Genomic DNA, 17,545 nt, shown 5'->3' on the forward strand with positions numbered 1-17,545 from the left:
ACGCTGGTGCGGTGACCCGACCAGAACCCGGCCGTACCGAGACCGCCGCGCGCGCCGGCGCACCCGAACGCCTCGCGCGCATGATCGCGCTCCCGACCGTCTCCGCCGAACTCGACGAACGGGGGCTCGCCGACTTCACCCGGTTCGGCGACCTGATCGGCGAGCTGTACCCCCTCGTCGCCGAGCACCTCGAACTCGAACGCGTCGGCGACCTCGGACTGCTCTACCGGTGGCGCGGCTCGGGCGTCGGCGACCCGCTCGTGCTCATGGCCCACTTCGACGTGGTGCCGGCCGTCGAGTCCGACGGCTGGAGCCACCCGCCGTTCGAACCCGTCGTCGCCGACGGCGCGGTGCGCGGCCGCGGCGCGCTCGACGACAAGGGTCCGCTGCTCGTCGTACTCGAGGCGGTCGAGAACCTCCTCGCGGCGGGCTTCGCTCCCGCCCGTGACGTCTACCTGTCGTTCGGCGGCGACGAGGAGAGCCACGGCGCCGCCGGGCGCGCGATCTCCGACCTGCTCCACGAGCGCGGCATCACACCCTGGCTCGTCATCGACGAGGGCGGCGCGGTGACGGATGCCCCGCTGCCGTTCATCCCCGGCACCGCCGCGATGGTCGGCGTGGGCGAGAAGGGCATCGTGACGCTCCGGCTCCGCGCGACGAGCGCGGGCGGCCACGCCTCGGCGCCGCCCCGGCTCACCGCAGCCGCGCGCATCGCGCGCGCCGTCGACCGCCTCGACCCGAATCCGTTCCCGAAGCGCACGTCCAGCGCGACCCGGGCGATGCTGCGCGTCTTCGCCGGACGCGCGACCGGAATCTGGCGCCCGGCGCTCCGCCTGCTCGCGGCCTGGCCGTGGCTCACCGCGCGGGTCTTCGCCGCGCTCGGCGGCGAACCCGCGGCCCTCGTGCGCACGACCATCGCGCCGACGATGCTCGCGGGCGGCAGTGCCCACAACGTGCTGCCGAACGAGGCATCCGCGACGCTCAACCTGCGGATCGCGCCCGGGGAGACGGTCGGTACCGCCGTCGCGCGAATCCGCCGCTCGATCCGCGACCGGGAGGTGCACGTCGAGGTCGTCGAGGGCAACGACCCGTCGCCGGAGTCGCCCGTCGACGACGAGCGGTTCCGGGCGATCGCCGACGCCGTGGCGGTCGCCTACCCCGCGGCGATCACCGCGCCGTACCTCGTGATGGCGGCGACCGACGCGCGCTGGTTCCACCGGTACGCCCCGGCGGTGTACCGGTTCGCCCCGCTGGAGATGTCCGCCGCGCAGCGTGCGGGCATCCACGGCGTCGACGAGTGGGTGAGCGTCGACTCGCTCGCGAAGGGCGAGCGGTTCCACCGGGCCCTCATCGAGTCCATCCCCCGATGACGGCCACGCGCCCTCGATGACGGCCACGCGCCCCCGATGACGGCCACGCGCCCGGCGTGAGATAGGGTTACCGCACCCCAAGCCCACCCGGCACCGATTCCGCTCGCCCGGCGGACCCCCAGAGGAACGCAGATGTCCCGTCCTGCCCTGTTCGGCCCCCTGGCCGCAATCGTCGGCTTCCTCGCGTTCGTCGAGTTCACGAGCGGCATCATCCAGGGCTTCTACACGCCGATGCTCACCGACATCGCACGGCACCTGGGCATCCACGACGCCGACGTGAACTGGCTCGAGGGCACGCAGCTCGCGCTGTCGGCCCTCGTCGTGCCGGCGTTCGCGAAGCTCGGCGACATGGTCGGCCACAAGCGGATGCTCCTGATCTCGACCGCGGTGACCGCGGTCGCCTCGTTCGCGCTGCCGTTCACCGACTCGTTCGCGGTGTTCCTCGTCGCCTGGGCGCTGCAGGGGTTCTACGTCGTGTGGCTTCCGCTCGAGGTCGCGCTCATCTGGTCGCGTTCCCGGCAGGCCGGGCACCCGGCGTCCCTCACGATGCGGTCGGCGGGCGTGCTCGTCGCTGCGCTCGAGCTCGGTGCGATCTCGGGTGCGCTGGCCGGCGGCGCGCTCATCGACGCGCTGCCGCTGACGACCGTGCTCCTCATCCCGGCGATCGCGGTCGCCGTGTGCTTCGTCGTCATCGTGTTCGGCGTGAAGGAGTCGCCCGACCTCACCGGCGGGCGTCTCGACACGATCGGCCTCGTGCTGGTCTCGCTCGCACTGCTCGCCGTCACCGGCGGCCTCAGCTTCCTGCGCCTGAACGGCGTCGACGACCCGCTCTCGTGGGGGCTGATCGCGTTCGGCATCGCGCTCGGCGCCGTGTTCGCGCGCTACGAACTGCGCCACCCCGACCCGCTCATCGACGTCCGGATGTTCGCGTCACCCGCGCTCCGCCCGGTGTTCCTGACGGCCGGACTCTTCGGCGTGAGCGTGCTCGGCGCGCAGGCGCCGCTGTCGACGTTCGCCCGCACCGATCCCGAGGTCTACGGCTACGGGCTCGGCACGCAGGGGTTCCAGACGTCGCTGCTCATCGGCGTCTACCTCATCGCGATGATCGCCGGCGCGCTGACGTACCCCGCCGTCGCGAGGCGCCTCACGCCGCGGATCGCGCTCATGGCGGCATCCTCGCTCGTCGCCGTCGGCTACCTCCTGTTCGTGCCGTTGCACGACACGTACGCGCAGACCCTCACCAACATGGTGATCGCCGGCATCGGGTCCGGTGCGCTGGTCGCCGCCCTCCCCGCGGCCGCCGCCGCGGCAGCGCCGGCGACGCAGACCGGCGTCGCGACCGGGCTCACCAACTCGGTGAAGACCGTCGGCGGCGCGGTCGCGTCCTGCGTCTTCGGGATCGCGCTCGCGAGCCACGTCGTCGGCGGTGCGGGCGATGCGGCCGGTACCGCGGGCTCGTTCTCGGGATACCTCACCGTGTGGCTCGTCTGCGGCCTGACCGCGGTCGCCTCGGTCGTGCTGCTCGCGTTCGTCCCGAAGGACGCGTTCTCGGATGCCGCCGCGGGCGCGCCTGCGGACCGGACGGCGCAGGCCGGCATCGGGCACTGACCCGCGACGGCCGCGCGCCCCGCACGCGTCGGCTGCGCACTGGGAACCGCGAGCGGTAGCGCGGCAGGCTCCGCGCTACGCTGACGACGGGCGAAGGGGGCGCGATGGTGCAGCACGAGGCGGACGACGACGCGGGCCGCACGACCGACGAGACCGACACGAGCGCGGCCCTCGTCGACCGGCTCCGCGCGCTCGCGACCGACGACCAGCGCGTGAAGTACCGCCGGTTCTTCCCCGGTGACGACTCGTTCCTCGGCGTGCGCATGGGCGACGTGTTCGACCTCGCCAAACAGCACCTCGACCTCCCGGTCGACGACCTCGAGCGCCTCCTCGATCGCGACGAGCACGAGGCGCGCGTGCTCGCGTGCAGCATCATGGGCAAGTCCGCGGCGCACCGCCGGACGACCGACGAACGGCGGGCCGACCTGTACGACCTCTACCTCCGCCGGCATGACCGCATCGACACGTGGGATCTCGTCGACCTCGCCGCGCGAGACGTCGTCGGCCGCCGGCTCGTCGACCGCGACCGCGACGAGCTGCGCCGGCTCGCGGCATCCGCGTTCTGGCCCGAACGGCGGACCGCGCTCGTCGCGACCTTCGCGTTCATCGCGCACGACGACCTCGACGACGCCTTCGAGCTCAGCGCGACGTTGGCTGACGACGACGCACCGTTCGTGCAGAAGGCCGTCGGGTGGGTGCTGCGCACGGCGGGCGACCGCGATCCTGGCCGCCTCACCGCCTTCGTCGAGTCGCGCGCGGCGAAGATGCCCCGCGACGCGCTGCGCGCCGCGATCGAGAAGCTCCCGAAGGTGGAACGGGCCAGGATCCTCGCCATCCGGTGAGGCGATCCCCGCGCCGGTCGGGTCCGGTCCGGCTCCGTCCGTACCGGTTCACCGACCGTCGGATGCCTCGCCGGCCTCCTCCTCGTCGCCGAGTGCCCGGCGCTGCCTGCGCCTCGCCCCGAGGTCGGCCAGGCCGAGCGCCAGCGCGACCGCGAGGAACAGGGCGACCGCGATCATGCCGTACCCGTAGGCGTGGTGGTAGACCTCGAGGCTTCCCGACGCGCCGTCGCCCTCGCGCCAGATCGTCGCGTAGAAGAGCGACAGGGCGACGGCCGTGCCGACCGCGGTGCCGATGCGCTGCCCGAGCTGTCCGACCGAACCGGCGAGCCCGCCCTGGCGGACCGGCACGTCCGACAGCGCGAGCGTCTGGTTCGGGGCGATCACCAGTCCGCCGCCGACGCCGGCGACCGAGAGGGCGGCGGCCATCACCCACGGCGTGACCTCGGGTGCCGTCGTGATCGCGAGCACGACCGACGCGCCGAGCCCGACCAGGATGACGACCAGGCCCCACACGACGAGCGGCCTGCCGATGCGATCGACGACCCTGCCGCCCCACCACGACGAGACCGCGCTGGTGAGCGCGAAGCCGATGGTGACCATGCCGGCGTAGACGGGCTCGAGTTCCAGACCCTGCTGCAGGTACAGGGTCGTGAGCAGGAACGTCGCAGGCATCGCGGTGAAGTACGCCGTCGCGAGGGCGGTGCCGTTCCGGTACGAACTGATCGAGAACAGCGCCAGCGGAACGAGCGGATGCCTCCCCGTCGCGGCGTAGCGACGCTCCCAGGCGATGAACCCGGTGAGCGCGAACACGAAGACGACGAGCGTCCACCACCGGTTCGGATCGTCGGTCGGCGAACCGGTCGTGAACAGGAACGGGAACATGAGCGCCACGACCGTGACCGCGAAGAGCAGGAGCCCGAACGGGTCGAGCTCGAGCTTGCGCGCCGGGCGGTCGGGCGGGCCGGGGAGCCACATCGCGGCGAAGACGATCGCTGCGGCCGCCAGCGGCACGTTCATCCAGAAGATCCAGCGCCACCCGTCGGATGCCCCGCCGACCGCGATGAGCAGTCCGCCGAGCGTCGGCCCGAACGCCGTGGCGATGCCGATGGTCGCCCCGAAGAGCCCGAACGCACGGCCGCGCTCCGACCCCTGGAACATCTGCTGCACGAGCCCGAGCACCTGCGGCATCTGGATGCCCGCCGCGACACCCTGCAGCAGGCGCCCGATGAGCAGCACCGTCACGTTCGGCGCGACGGCGCACACGACGCTCGTGACGAGGAATCCGGTCAGGCCGATGAGGAACATCGTGCGGCGCGAGCGCTGATCGCCGATGCGGCCTGCCGGAACCAGCGTGAGCCCGAACGTGAGCACGTAGCCCGAGACGATCAGCTGGAGCTCCGTCGACCCGACCCCGAACGCCGCCTCGATCGACGGCAGTGCGACGTTCACCTTGGTGAGGTCGAGGATCGTGAGCGCGGCGATGCCGACGCAGACCCAGTACGCGCGCCATCGCTGCGGCGTCGTCAGCGGGATCGACTGCGTCGGCAGCGAACCGGTCATCAGGCGTCTCGCCCCGGAGTCGTGGCGGCGCCGGCGGCGGCGACCGCGCCGGCCGCGGCCACGTCGGCCGCCGCGTCGGCCGCGGTCCGTGCCGCCGCGCGATCGGCGTGCCCGAGAGCCCGATCGGGTGCCACGACATCGCGCACGAGGCGCTTGAGCTCGGTCATGTCGGGGAACCCGCCGTCCTCGGCGCGCGACCAGACGCGCACCCCGTCGGCGTACACCTCGAAGATCCCGCCGGTGCCGGGTACCAGGGTGACTCCCCCGCGCAACTCGCTCTGGAACGTGCTGAGCAGTTCCTGCGCGGCCCAGGCGGCGCGCATGAGCCAGTTGCACTGCGTGCAGTACACGATCCGGATCTGGTGGTCCATCGCGCCTCCCCCGAAGATGCCGATAGCCCCCGCCGGGGCGGAGGCTATCGGGATGGTGGACCCAGGGGGATTCGAACCCCCGACCTTCTCATTGCGAACGAGACGCGCTACCAACTGCGCCATGGGCCCGAGCCGTGAATGACTCTATCACCCCCCGGAGGGTGCTCCTGACCATCAACCCGCTTGCCGGCGGCGGCGCAGGACGGCGTCGAGGCTGTCGAATCCGGGCGTCGCCTCGCCGACCACGCCCATGCCCGCGTACGGGCTGGCGGGCTCGGCGACGGGTGCCGGCGACGGTGCGGCGGGGCGGGGTTCGAGCTTCGGCACGGCCGGGGCGAGCTCGGCCGCGCGCTCGGCCATCTGCGCCTCCTGGGCCGTGCGGCGCAACTGCTCTGCCTCCTCGATCGAGGCCATGGCCGCGGCGGCGATGGTGCCGCGCGACAGGTGCAGCGCCTTCGGCAGCGCGTTCGGCGTCCATCCCTCGACGGACTCCGGCTCGGCCTCGGGCAGGTCGATCGGCTCGAACGCCTCGGGCACCGGCGCGGGCGCAGCGACGGTGACGGTTGCCGGGGCGGACCGCCGGCGGGCGAGCAGCACGATGCCGGCGAGACCTGCGACGGCACCAGCGGCCCCGACACCCGCGACAAGGGGTGACAGCCCGAACGGCAGGCCGACGAGGCCGACCACGACCGTGAGGATCGAGGCGAGCACGAGCATCGAGCAGCCCGCGCGACGACGGCGCAGCGCTCTCCGCGAGGCCGAGGACACGGGTTGGGGTGCGACGCGCACCGACGCTTCCGAAGCCTCGGTCTCCACAGTCACGGCGACCGGCTCGGGAACGACCTGCCCCGGCACCGGCACCACGACCGAGATCGGCTCGGTCACCGCGCGCTCGGCGATCGCCCGCGCGGATGCGGCGTGTTCGGCTGCGTGGATGCGTTCGGCGATCGCCAACTGTTCGGCCGCCTCCGCTTCCAGCCGAGCCGCCGCCTCCTGCTCCGCGAGGATCCGCTGCTGCGAGGCAACCTGCCGGGCGGTCGCCTCGACCCGCACCTCCTCGGGGGTCTCGGCCGTCTCGGCCAGGATGCGCAGCGTCTGCTGGAGACGCACGGCGTTCCGCTCGGTGGCCACGTACTGGCGCTGCCGGAGCCATGACGGCAGCAGGTAGGCGATCCACAGCGCCGCGGCGATCGCCACGAGCACTCCCCCACCGATCGCGTCCATGGGTCAACGCTAGGTCACCCGCCGCTCGCGACCCGAATCGTTGCGGGCGTGTCAGCGATCGGCTATACGCAGCGGGTATGCGGCCGCCGCGCGGTCCTCTGCCGGGATGCGCGCAGCGTCCTCGGGCACGCGGCCGCTCCGCCATCGATCGAGCACGCCGCCCGGGACCTCCTCGGCCACGAGCGCGAACGCGAAGTGATCGCGCCAGTCGCCGTCGATGTGGATGAAGCGCCGCCGGAGACCCTCGTAACGGAACCCCAGCTTCTCGACCACGCGCAGCGACGGCTGGTTCTCCGGCCGGATGCAGACCTCCATGCGGTGCAGTCGCAGCGTGCGGAAGCAGTAGTCGGTCGCGAGGGCGACGGAGGTCGGCGTGACGCCGCGTCCGGCGGCCGCCCGGGTGACCCAATAGCCGATCGAGGCGGACGACAACGACCCGTACGCGATGCCCGACACGTTCAACTGGCCGATGAGCTCACCGTCGACCTCGATGACGAACGGCAACCCGTGGCCGGCCCTGGCATGGGCGGTCAGGTTGCGGATGCTCGCCTTCGCGTCGATCACCCCGCCGCCGCCTGGGTACGTCGCCTCCCAGCGCCGCAGCCAGGTCCGGTTGTCGAGCAGTGCCCGTTCGAGCGGCTTCGCGTCGCGGGCCCGGATCGGCCGGAGCGTGACGTCGCCGTCGCGCAGGGTCGGCAGGACGGCGGCTGGCATGCTCAGACTGTAGCGGTCACCCGCGGGTCACGGTGTCCGAGTGACGAAGTCGGCGAGCCAGGCGCGCAGGTCGACGCCGAGGTCGTCGCGATCCGCGGCGAGCTGCACGACGGCCTTGATGTAGTCCAGCTTGTCGCCGGTGTCGTACCGGCGCCCCCGGAACACGACGCCGTACACCCCGCCGGTGCCCTCGACGTCGCCGGCCATCTCCATCAACGCGTCCGTCAACTGGATCTCGCCGCCCTTGCCCGGCTCGGTCCGCTCCAGCACCTCGAACACTTCGGGACGCAGCACGTATCGGCCGATCACCGCATAGTTCGACGGTGCGACCTCCTTCGCCGGCTTCTCGACGAGCCCGGTGATCCGCACGACGTCGGGCTCGTCGGTCGGTTCGACCTCGGCGGCGCCGTAGAGGTGGATCTGATTGGGGTCGACCTCGAGCAGCGCGACGATCGACGCGTTCCGCTGGACCTGCTCCTCGAGCATGCGGCTCAGGAGCACGTCGCGCGCGTCGATCAGGTCGTCGCCGAGCAGCACGGCGAACGGCTCGTTCCCGACGTGCTTGCGCGCGCGGGAGACCGCGTGCCCGAGGCCCTTCGGGTCGCCCTGGCGCACGAAGTGGATGTCGGCCAGGTTCGTCGGCTCCTCGACCTTCGCCAGCTTCGCCTCATCGCCCTTCGAGGCGAGGGTGACCTCGAGTTCCATGACCCGATCGAAGTGGTTCGCCAGGGCGTTCTTGTTCCGGCCGACGATCATGAGCAGGTCGTCGAGGCCGGCCGCGACCGCCTCCTCGACGACGTACTGGATCGCGGGCTTGTCCACGACCGGCAGCATCTCCTTCGGCATCGCCTTCGTCGCGGGCAGGAACCTCGTCCCCAACCCCGCAGCAGGAATGACGGCCTTCGTGATCCGAGAAGTCATGCCGATCAGCGTAGCGTCGACCACCGGCTCCGCGCCGGGGCGCGCGTCCTAGGATGTGTGCCATGCCCGACGATCCGTCCGTCGCCAAGCGCGTGCTGCGTGCCGAGTTGCGCGAGCGACGCAGGAACATGCCCGGCCACGAACGCGAGCTCGCGACCGAGGGATTCACCGCACGACTCGAGGAACTCATCGGCTCGACCGGTGCCGAGTCGATCTCGTGCTACCTGTCGATGCCCACCGAGCCGAACACGCGGCCGTTCGTCGAATGGGCGGAGGCCCGCGGCATCCGGGTGCTGTTCCCGGTGACCCGCGAAGACGGCCTCCTCGACTGGACGGTCGGCGAAGCGCCCGGCGAACGCATCGGTCCGACGGGGGTCCCCGAGGCCGAGGGCGAACTGCTGGGCCCGATGGCGATCAACGACGTCGACCTGATCCTCGTGCCGGCCGCCGCGGTGGACGCGACCGGCCTCCGGCTGGGCTGGGGGCGGGGCTATTTCGACAAGACCCTCGGTTCGATGGGAAAATGTCCTCCGGTGTACGCCGTGGTCTTCGACACCGAACTCGTCGAGACCGTCCCCCGTGAGGTCCACGACCAACCGGTGGACGGCGTCGTCACGCCGACGCGCATCGTCGCATTCTGATCAGGGCCGCGCGCCCCCGCCGTCATCCGAGAGATCCATGCCCACCTACTCCTACCGCTGCACCGAGTGCGGCAACGCCTTCGACATCCAGCAGGCCTTCACCGACGACTCGCTCACCGACTGCCCCGCGTGCGGCGGCCGGCTGCGCAAGCTGTTCAACACGATCGGCGTGACGTTCAACGGCTCCGGCTTCTACCGCACGGACTCGCGCAGCGCCGCCGCCGGCGGTTCGAAGGGCTCGGATGCCTCGGGCGGCGGCTCGTCCTCGTCCGGCGGTTCGTCGTCCGGCGGTTCCTCGTCGGGCGGTTCGTCGTCCGGCGGTTCGTCATCCTCCGGTTCGACCTCCTCGGGCGCCTCGGCTAGCGTGGCGTAGGCAACCGGAGCGTCGGGAGGGGACATATGCTCAAGGGTTTCAAGGAGTTCATCCTTCGCGGGAACGTCATCGAGCTCGCGGTCGCGGTGGTCATCGGCGCCGCGTTCACCGCGGTCGTGAACGCACTCGTCGTGAACCTGATCAATCCGCTGATCGGCGCGGTGTTCCGTGCCGACAGCCTCGACAACGCGCTCGTCGTGGAGATCCCGACCCTCGACGGGGAGCCGGCCCAACTGAAGTTCGGCGCAGTGATCGGGGCGATCCTGACCTTCGTGATCGTCGCCGCGGTGGTCTACTTCGTGTTCGTGCTGCCCATGAACACGCTCAAGGAGCGCGCGGAGGCCAAGCGCCGCGTCGGCCAGCCCGACCCCGGGCAGCCCGAGACCGAACTCACGGTGCTCGCCGAGATCCGCGACCTGCTCGCCCGCGGCGACCGGCTGCCGTCCGGCGCGGCATCCGACGCCGGCGGCGGAACGCCGGACGCGAGCCCATCTGCCGACGCCGAGCCTCGCCAGGGCTCCGGCCGCCACGCGGGCTGACCGTCGCCGGCGGGGGCGTCGCCGCCGGGTGATCCGCGGGTCACCAGTGCGGCGGCCGCTCCCGGGTGATCCGGTCGTCGTCCGGAGAGCCGCCCCGGGTCGGCCGTTCGGGTTCCCCCTCGCCCGGCGTCGCCGTCTCCGGTGACGGGTCGCTACCTGGAACGGGCGTCAGCCGCGCGCGACGGCGACCCGTGCGCTCGACGCGCTGCCGCTTCGAACCGGTGTCCTCCGTGGCGCCGTCTCCGCCCGGCTCATCGGCCGGCGCGGTCATGACGCGACCCGGGCCGCCGGCTCCTCCTCGGGCTTGCCCAACAACGCGGCGACTCGCCCGGCCACGGCCTCGGGGTTGCCGAACAGCTCGAAGCTGTGCACGCGGAGGTAGTGCCAGCCGAGGCGGCGGAGCACATCGGGGCGCAGGCGCAGCGACTCGCGCAGGCTCTGCCCGGCCAGCGCCGCATCGGTCTCGACGACGACGGCCTTGCCCGCGTGCGCCACGGCGAGCGCGAGGCTCCCGCGATAGTCGAGGGCCACGCGAACGCCCCGGCGTTCGAGCCGGACCGCGAGGTCGGCGAGCATCGCGTCGGGCGCCGTCCCGGCGTCGTCCCGAGCCTGGCGTTCCTCGGTCTGGCTGAGCACCTGCGCGAGCGCGAGCACGCCGTGCGCCTGCCGCGATCCGTCGATGTGCTCGGGGCGGAACGCCGAGACGACGTCCATCGACCGGCGTGCACGGGTCATGCCGACCGCGAGCAGCCGATCGCCGCCGGGCTCGCCGAGCGCGCCGAAATTCGACAGCAGCCGGCCGTGCGGCGTCCGGCCGTAGCCGACGGAGAAGACGACCCGGTCGCGGCTCTGCGCCACGGCCTGCTCGAGCGTGAGCACGGTGAACGGCTCGGCCCGGTCCTTGAGGATGAAGTCCGAGAGGTCGCGTCGCTTCGAGAACGCGGCGAGCACTGCCTGATGCACGCGACCGGCGTGCCGAGGGCTCGCGGTGATGACCATGAGCGACTCGCGCGGTCGCTTGACCGCGTGGTCCATGACGAGCTCGACGACCTTCCCGACCTCCTGGTCCAGGCTCTCGACGGTGCCCGTCAGCGGGTCGGGCAGTCCGTTGCCGGAGACGTAGTGCAGGCGCAGGCTGCCGTGCCCGAGGAAGCTGCCCGCCCACGGGTGCGATTGGATCCGCCCGCCGTAGAAGCGGCGGTTGACGAGCTCGGCGAGGTCTTCGCCGCCGGCCCGGTAGCTGCGGGTGAGCGTCATGGTGGGCAGGAGTTCGCCGAGCCGGGCGAGCGCGGAATCGGCGTGCAGGGCGTCGACGCCGACCTGTTCGTCGTCTTCGCCGCGCCCGGCACGACCTCGGTCGTCGTCGTCGATCCCGGTCGCGAAGAGCGTCGGCGTCTGCGTGACCGGGTCCCCGAAGGCGACGACCTGCTTCGCACGGCGGATCGCCCCGAGGTTCTCCGCGATGGTCGTGGCGCCGGCGTCGACGATGACGACCGCGTCGAACGCGATGCGATCGGTGATGCGATCGACCTCGTACGGCGAGGCGAGCCAGATCGGAGCCAGCAATCGGAACAGGTCGGGAGCGCCCTCGTGCAGGGCGGCGGGCCGCACGCGATCGCCGCGGAGCATGCGCTTCAGCGCGGCCGCCTGGTCGGGGTGGTCGACGAGCGCGACCTTCCAGTTCTCGGCGAGGCGCCATGCCGCGAGTGGGCCGCTCGCCGAGGCATGCGCCTCGTCGACGAGCCGGAAGTCGGCCTCGAGCCGGTCGAGCACCTGCGTGTTCGCCCCGAGCAGCGCCTTGTCGTGCGCCAGTACTCCCTCGAGCATCGACTGCCACCAGGCGAGTTCGAGTTCGTCCTCGACCTGGTGCTCGAGGACGTGGCGTTCGGTGAGGTCGCGCAGCAGCGGGTCGAGGCCGAGGTCGCGCAGCTTCGCGAGCAGCGCGGTGCGCTCCTGCAGGTTGGCGAGCACCTCCGAGTCGGCCGCGAGCCCCGCGAGCATCGTGGTGAGTTCACGGAGCGGCCTCGCTGCCAGCTGGCGCGGCGTCCCGGCGACGCCCAGTGGCCGATCGAGCGCGGCGAGGTCGACGGAGACCGTCTGGAAGGCCACGCGGACGTCGTCGATGCCGACCGGCACCCCCGGCATCGCTCCGGCCTCGGAGTACCGCTGCCAGAGCGTGCGCTGCTGCTGGATGCCGCGGAGCGCGGCGTTGAGGTCGGTCACGTGCACGCCCGGGCGCACGTACTCGAGCGCGTACCGACGGAGCCTGCGCCGGTTGGCTCCGGACATCCCCGGAGCGTCCCGCCGCGAGCCCGTCGCGGCGATCAGCTCGCCGAGCGGTCGGTCGAACACGGACGGCCGGAACTTGTCGAGCGTGTCTCGCACGTCGAGCAGCAGGCGCAGGAACACGCCGAGCTCGGCGATCGATTCGAACTGGCGCAGTCGCGTCTGCGAGATGAGCGTGCGTCCGCGCTCGAGCAGTCGCGGCACGTCGGTGCCGTGGAGCCGCTTCGCGAGCTGGTGGGCGGCCTCCGATTCCTCGGCCGTGTCGAACGCGGCGCCGTACCAGGGCGAGTCGTTGGGCCCGTACTTGAACTCGCCGAGCTCCGCGGCGCGCACCAGGTCGCGCGCGACCTCCGGGCGGATGCCGCCGATGCGCACGAGGCAGTCGTGGTCGAGGCGGGCGGTCGTGTGCGGTGCCGGCTGCAGCAGCGCGAGCCGGGAGAGCTCGGCGAGCGCGTCGAGCACCGACACCCCGAGGTCGGGGTCGTGCCGGGTGAGGGCGCCCCGATAGTCGAGGAGCACCTTGCGCAGGCGCACGAGCGCATCGTCGACGTCGGAGACCCGCGGCCGCTCGGCCTTCTCGTTGCGGGAGATCGACTGGATGAGCTCGCGCCGCAGTCCCGCCGTCGTGACCGCGGCACCAGCAAGCCCGACCTGGCCGAGCCGGTGGGCGATGCCGTCGAGGCTCGCGCGCCGCGGACCGACGACGAGGACGCGCCGGTCCTTCGCCACGAGCGCGCCGACGGCGTTCACGATGGTCTGCGTGCCGCCGGTGCCCGGCAGCGTCTTGACGACGACGGATGCCCCGGCCTCGATCTGCGCGATGACCTGTTCCTGCTCGGGGTCGGCGTCGAGGAGCATGCGGTCGCCCTGCGGCGGGCGCTGGTCCTGCGGCACGGTCGGCGCCGGTTCGCCGCGCTGCGCCGCGAGCTGCGCCCGCGCGGCCGGGTGCCCGGCGATCGCGTCGATGACGGGGTGCTCGAGGTCCGCGGCATCCGCGGCCATCGCCGGTCCGACCTCGGCGAAACTGGAGACGACCAGGCGCGGCGCCACCCGGAACCACGGCAGGTGCGAGGTGAGTCCGCGGAGCCGGTCGATGACGGGCTGCGGCTTGAACGCGCCGTTGGTGATGGCGAGCGCGACGAACGCGTCGGCGTCGAGCGTGATCTGGAACTGTTCGCGGAGTTCTCGCGCCAACGCCGGGTTCAGGAAGGGCTGGCCCTTGAGCTTGAGCTCGAAGTCGCGGCCGTACCGGCGGATCGCGAGCGGGCGCAGCAGCACGGGGGCGAGGAACTCCTCGCCGTCGTTGCGCCAGTTCGCGAGCCCGATGGCGAGGTGCACGGATTCGATGCCGCGCACCGAGCGCAGCTCGATCCCCTTCTGGGTGATCTCGGCGGCGGCGAGCTTCGCGTTGCGGAGGGCGAGCTCGTCGCGGATCAGGCTCGAGAGCAGCGTGGACTTGCCCGTGATGAACTGCGGGAGCCCTCCGGGGTGCGTGGTCGACAGTTCGATCCTGGTGCGGGGGGTGTCGACGAAGCGCACGAGCGGGGACCGGCCGCCGATGCTCGACAGCTCGCCGATCCATCGCGCGCGCGCGGGATCGGCGATGTTGCCGGCAACCGCCGACGGGTCGCCGACGCTGATGCCGTCGGGGCTGGTGTGCTGCTGGCTCATGGCTCCCGGGGTGAGTTCGTCGGCCACGGCATCGGAGTCCTGAGGAAGCAGGTCCTCTTCGTCTGGATTCCGTTCGAGCCGCGGCACACCGGAAGGATACGTGCGGATACGACCGAATCGATGCATTCCGGGCCGTGATCCCCGGATTCGGATGCCGCCGCGCGAGGTATCGTTGTCGGTCGATCGACGCGACCGAGGAGGCAGGCGCATGCAGCACATCACGCCCGAGGAGGCGCACGCCGCCGAGGACTCGATCCTCCTGGACGTCCGCGAACCGACCGAGCTCGAACAGGCACGCATCGACGGGGCACTGCACATCCCGCTCGGCGAACTCGTCGCGCGGCTCGACGAGGTGCCGCGCGACCGACCGGTGCACGTCATCTGCCACGTCGGCGGGCGCAGCGCCCAGGCGGCGCAGTTCCTCGAGGGGCAGGGCGTCGAGGTCGCGAACATCGAGGGCGGCATCGTGGCGTGGTATCGCGCCGGCCTGCCGGTCGTGCTCGGCGACGAGACCTGACCCCCGGTTGATCAGATGGCTGCGTGCAGCTCCAGGTCGTGCGCGGCGGCCACGCCCGCGTTCGTGATGCGGCCGCATGTCGCATTGAGCCCCTTCGCCAGCGCCGCGTCCTCGGCGAGCGCGGCCTGCCAGCCGAGGTCGGCGATCTTCAGCGCGTACGGGAGTGTCGCGTTGGTGAGCGCCGGCGTGGAGGTCGCGGGAACCGCACCCGGCATGTTGGCGACGCAGTAGTACACGGCGTCGTGCACGGTGAAGGTGGGCTCCGCGTGCGTGGTCGGGCGCGAGCCCTCGAAGCATCCGCCCTGGTCGATCGCGATGTCGACGAGGACGGCGCCCGGCTTCATCCGGGCGACCATCTCGTCGGTGACGACCTTCGGGGCCGCGGCGCCGGGCACGAGGACGGCGCCGACGACGAGGTCGGCGTCGCGAACCTGGCGGGCGATCTCGTACGCGGAGGAGGCGAGCGTCTTGATGCAGTGGCCGTAGCGCTCGTCGATCTCGCGGAGCTTGGGCAGCGAGATGTCGAGCACGGTCACGTCGGCTCCGAGGCCCAGGGCGGTCTGCGCGGCCTGTTCGCCGGCGACGCCGCCGCCGATGACGACGACCTTGGCCGGCGCGGTGCCGGGCACGCCGCCGAGGAGCACGCCGCGGCCGCCCTTCGAGGCGAGCAGCGAGGCCGCACCCACCTGCGGTGCGAGTCGGCCGGCGACCTCGCTCATCGGGGTGAGCAGCGGCAGCGAGCGATCGGCGAGCTGCACGGTCTCGTACGCGATCGCGGTGACGCCCGAGTCGATGATGGCGCGCGTGAGCGGGAGGTCGGCGGCGAGGTGCAGGTAGGTGAAGAGCGTGAGGTCCTCGCGGAGGAATCCGTACTCCTGCTCGACCGGCTCCTTGACCTTGAGGACGAGCTCGGCGGCCCAGGCTTCGTCGGCGGTCGCGACGATGCCTGCGCCCGCGGCGACGTACTCGGCGTCGGTGTACCCGGCGCCCGAGCCTGCGCCGGACTGGATGTCGACGCGGTGGCCGCGTTGCGCGAGCGCGTGCACGCCCGCCGGCGTCATCGCGACGCGGAACTCGTTGTTCTTGACCTCTGCCGGCACTCCGACGTGCATGGGGCTCTCCGAATGTTCTGATGACGGGATGCATCCATGATGACCGTTCGTTCGCCAAGTCGGAAGAGTCGCCGAATATCGTTCGGTAGACTGCCTCACACTTGTTCGAAAGTTCGGGAAAGGATCGGTGGATGACCGACGCACCGCAGATCAGCGCGAACCCGTACGGCCTTGACGGGATCGACCGCGAGATCGTGGCGCTCCTGCACGAGAACGCCCGGCTGCCCAACGTGGACCTCGCGAAGCAGGTGGGGATCTCGCCGTCGACCTGCCTCGCCAGGGTGCGGTCGCTGCGCGAGCGCGGCGTCATCGTGCGCTACACCGCCGAGATCAACCCCGCGGCCCTCGGGTTCACGCTTCAGGCGCTCGTCAGCGTGCGCATCCGGCCGGGCGCCCGCCATCTCATGGAGCAGATCTCCGACGAGCTCCGGCGCGAACCCGAGGTGGCGCAGCTCTTCTTCCTCGGCGGCACCGAGGACTTCCTGATCCACGTCCGCGTCCGCGACAGCGAGCACGTGCGGCAGTTCGTGCTGAAGAACCTCTCCGCCAACCCGGCCGTCGCCCTCACCGAGACCAACCTCGTGTTCGAGCACCACACCGCGCACTCGGCCGGGCTCCGCGCCGTGCTCTGAGCGCGGGCAGCGACGCGCGGCGGCGGCTCACGTCACGGCGCAGGCCCGCGCCGACGCTGCGCCTCAGCCGCGCAGCGGGAGGATCTCGCCCAGGTCGAGGGGCGTCGGCTCCTCGAGCTGGTCGTACGTGCAGCTCGAGGCATCCCGATCCGGACGCCACCTCCGGAACTGCGCCGTGTGCCGGAAACGGTCGCCCTCCATCTGGTCGTAGGCGACCTCGACGACTCTTTCGGGCCGCAACGGCACGAACGAGAGGTCCTTGCCGGCGCTCCACCGGCTCACGGCACCGGGCATGCGCGTCGCCGCGTGCGCCGACTGGTCGGCCCACTCCCCCCATGGATGCCGCGACAGGTCGTCTTCGACGAGGGGCGCGAGCTCCTCGACGAGGCTCGCCCGCTTCGCCATCGGAAACGACGCCGCGACGCCCACATGATGCAGCCGCCCGTCGTCGCCGTACAGGCCGAGCAGCAGCGACCCGACGATGCCGCCGGACTTGTGCCACCGGTACCCGGCGACCACGACGTCGGCGGTGCGGTCGTGCTTGACCTTGAACATGGTTCGCTTGTCGGGCAGGTAGGTGCCGTCGAGGGGCTTGGCGATCACGCCGTCGAGTCCTGCGCCCTCGAACCGCTCGAACCACTCGCGTGCGACGGCCGGGTCGCCGGTCGCGGGCGTCACGAAGACGGGGTCGGATGCCTCGGCGAGCGCCTCCTCGAGCAGTCGCCGCCGGTCGCCGAACGGCCTGCCGGTGAGATCGTCGCCGCCGAGCGCCAGCAGGTCGAACGCGACGAACGATGCGGGCGTCTGCTCGGCGAGCATCCGGACGCGGCTGTCGGCCGGATGGATCCGCTGCTGCAGCACCTCGAACTCGAGGCGGCCCTCGACGACGAGGATGATCTCGCCGTCGACCACGCAGCGATCGGGCAGGTTGCGCCGCAACTGCTCGACGAGTTCCGGGAAGTACCGGGTCATGGGCTTCTCGTTGCGGCTGCCGAGCACGACCTCGTCGCCGTCGCGGAAGACGATCGTGCGGAATCCGTCCCACTTCGGCTCGACGTGACCCACGTCGGGGATCTCCTTCACCGGCTTCGCGAGCATCGGAGCCACGGGCGGCATCACCGGGAGGTCCATCCGTCATGGGTAGCATCCGGCGCCGGAGGCGGT

At 71.9% G+C, this 17,545-nt stretch carries 16 protein-coding genes and 1 tRNA gene; 8 read left to right on the plus strand and 9 right to left on the minus strand.

The window, feature by feature from the left end; genetic code table 11:
• Positions 1–11: 11 nt before the first annotated feature.
• The 3 genes from ELQ40_RS12875 to ELQ40_RS12885 all read left to right on the plus strand — a co-directional run bounded on the left by ELQ40_RS12875 (position 12) and on the right by ELQ40_RS12885 (position 3,820).
• A complete protein-coding gene (locus ELQ40_RS12875; RefSeq protein WP_240665790.1) occupies positions 12–1,370 on the plus strand; it encodes a M20/M25/M40 family metallo-hydrolase in 1,359 nt (452 codons plus the stop codon).
• Positions 1,371–1,502: 132 nt separating this feature from the next.
• A complete protein-coding gene (locus tag ELQ40_RS12880) occupies positions 1,503–2,978 on the plus strand; it encodes an MFS transporter (protein ID WP_127794048.1) in 1,476 nt (491 codons plus the stop codon).
• Between the two features lie 104 nt (positions 2,979–3,082).
• On the plus strand, positions 3,083–3,820 hold the full coding sequence (locus ELQ40_RS12885; protein WP_127794049.1) for a DNA alkylation repair protein: 738 nt from the start codon (positions 3,083–3,085) through the stop codon (positions 3,818–3,820).
• A 48-nt stretch (positions 3,821–3,868) separates the two neighbouring features.
• On the opposite strand, the gene ELQ40_RS12890 is transcribed toward ELQ40_RS12885, so the two are convergent.
• The 6 genes from ELQ40_RS12890 to galU all read right to left on the minus strand — a co-directional run bounded on the left by ELQ40_RS12890 (position 3,869) and on the right by galU (position 8,610).
• Positions 3,869–5,380 (minus strand): MFS transporter, encoded by a 1,512-nt coding sequence (locus ELQ40_RS12890; protein WP_127794050.1) that lies wholly within the window; start codon positions 5,378–5,380, stop codon positions 3,869–3,871.
• Entirely contained in the window at positions 5,380–5,751 is a 372-nt protein-coding gene (locus ELQ40_RS12895; RefSeq protein ID WP_127794051.1) for a SelT/SelW/SelH family protein, read from the minus strand. Before ELQ40_RS12895 ends, ELQ40_RS12890 begins: the two co-directional genes overlap by 1 nt.
• A gap of 53 nt (positions 5,752–5,804) precedes the next feature.
• Positions 5,805–5,880 (minus strand) — tRNA-Ala (locus tag ELQ40_RS12900).
• 45 nt (positions 5,881–5,925) lie between these two features.
• On the minus strand, positions 5,926–6,975 hold the full coding sequence (locus ELQ40_RS12905; protein ID WP_127794052.1) for a hypothetical protein: 1,050 nt from the start codon (positions 6,973–6,975) through the stop codon (positions 5,926–5,928).
• 51 nt (positions 6,976–7,026) lie between these two features.
• Positions 7,027–7,689, minus strand: coding sequence for a GNAT family N-acetyltransferase (locus ELQ40_RS12910; protein WP_127794053.1), 663 nt, complete (start codon positions 7,687–7,689; stop codon positions 7,027–7,029).
• 27 nt (positions 7,690–7,716) lie between these two features.
• Positions 7,717–8,610, minus strand: a complete 894-nt coding sequence (gene galU / locus ELQ40_RS12915) for a UTP--glucose-1-phosphate uridylyltransferase GalU (protein WP_127794054.1) — start codon at positions 8,608–8,610, stop codon at positions 7,717–7,719.
• A 62-nt stretch (positions 8,611–8,672) separates the two neighbouring features.
• Between galU and ELQ40_RS12920 the strand changes: the two genes are divergently transcribed.
• From ELQ40_RS12920 to mscL, 3 genes are read left to right on the plus strand one after another with little or no spacing between them, the layout of a single operon-like run.
• On the plus strand, positions 8,673–9,251 hold the full coding sequence (locus tag ELQ40_RS12920) for a 5-formyltetrahydrofolate cyclo-ligase (RefSeq protein ID WP_127794055.1): 579 nt from the start codon (positions 8,673–8,675) through the stop codon (positions 9,249–9,251).
• Between the two features lie 37 nt (positions 9,252–9,288).
• Positions 9,289–9,624, plus strand: a complete 336-nt coding sequence (locus ELQ40_RS12925; protein WP_127794056.1) for an FmdB family zinc ribbon protein — start codon at positions 9,289–9,291, stop codon at positions 9,622–9,624.
• A gap of 26 nt (positions 9,625–9,650) precedes the next feature.
• Complete coding sequence (gene mscL / locus ELQ40_RS12930; protein WP_127794057.1) at positions 9,651–10,163, plus strand: large conductance mechanosensitive channel protein MscL; 513 nt, start codon at positions 9,651–9,653, stop codon at positions 10,161–10,163.
• A gap of 267 nt (positions 10,164–10,430) precedes the next feature.
• Here mscL and ELQ40_RS12935 read toward each other — a convergent pair whose 3' ends face one another.
• The gene (locus tag ELQ40_RS12935; RefSeq protein ID WP_127794058.1) at positions 10,431–14,207 is read right to left on the minus strand and encodes an ATP-binding protein; all 3,777 of its coding nucleotides are present in this window, start codon (positions 14,205–14,207) and stop codon (positions 10,431–10,433) included.
• A gap of 121 nt (positions 14,208–14,328) precedes the next feature.
• Between ELQ40_RS12935 and ELQ40_RS12940 the strand changes: the two genes are divergently transcribed.
• Positions 14,329–14,637, plus strand: coding sequence for a rhodanese-like domain-containing protein (locus tag ELQ40_RS12940; protein WP_127794059.1), 309 nt, complete (start codon positions 14,329–14,331; stop codon positions 14,635–14,637).
• Between the two features lie 11 nt (positions 14,638–14,648).
• Here ELQ40_RS12940 and ald read toward each other — a convergent pair whose 3' ends face one another.
• Positions 14,649–15,749: an alanine dehydrogenase gene (ald, locus tag ELQ40_RS12945; protein WP_127794060.1), complete on the minus strand. Its 1,101-nt coding sequence runs from the start codon at positions 15,747–15,749 to the stop codon at positions 14,649–14,651.
• Positions 15,750–15,880: 131 nt separating this feature from the next.
• On the opposite strand from ald, the gene ELQ40_RS12950 reads away from it, so the two are divergent.
• Positions 15,881–16,381 carry an Lrp/AsnC family transcriptional regulator gene (locus ELQ40_RS12950; protein ID WP_127794061.1) on the plus strand — a complete coding sequence of 167 codons (501 nt, stop codon included), beginning with the start codon at positions 15,881–15,883 and terminating at the stop codon, positions 16,379–16,381.
• A 63-nt stretch (positions 16,382–16,444) separates the two neighbouring features.
• Here the strand turns inward: ELQ40_RS12950 and ELQ40_RS12955 are convergent, their stop codons facing one another.
• Positions 16,445–17,512 (minus strand): ATP-dependent DNA ligase, encoded by a 1,068-nt coding sequence (locus ELQ40_RS12955; protein ID WP_127794062.1) that lies wholly within the window; start codon positions 17,510–17,512, stop codon positions 16,445–16,447.
• Positions 17,513–17,545: the final 33 nt, after the last annotated feature.

It is taken from the genome of Agromyces sp. LHK192 (genome assembly GCF_004006235.1).
Lineage (GTDB): Bacteria > Actinomycetota > Actinomycetes > Actinomycetales > Microbacteriaceae > Agromyces.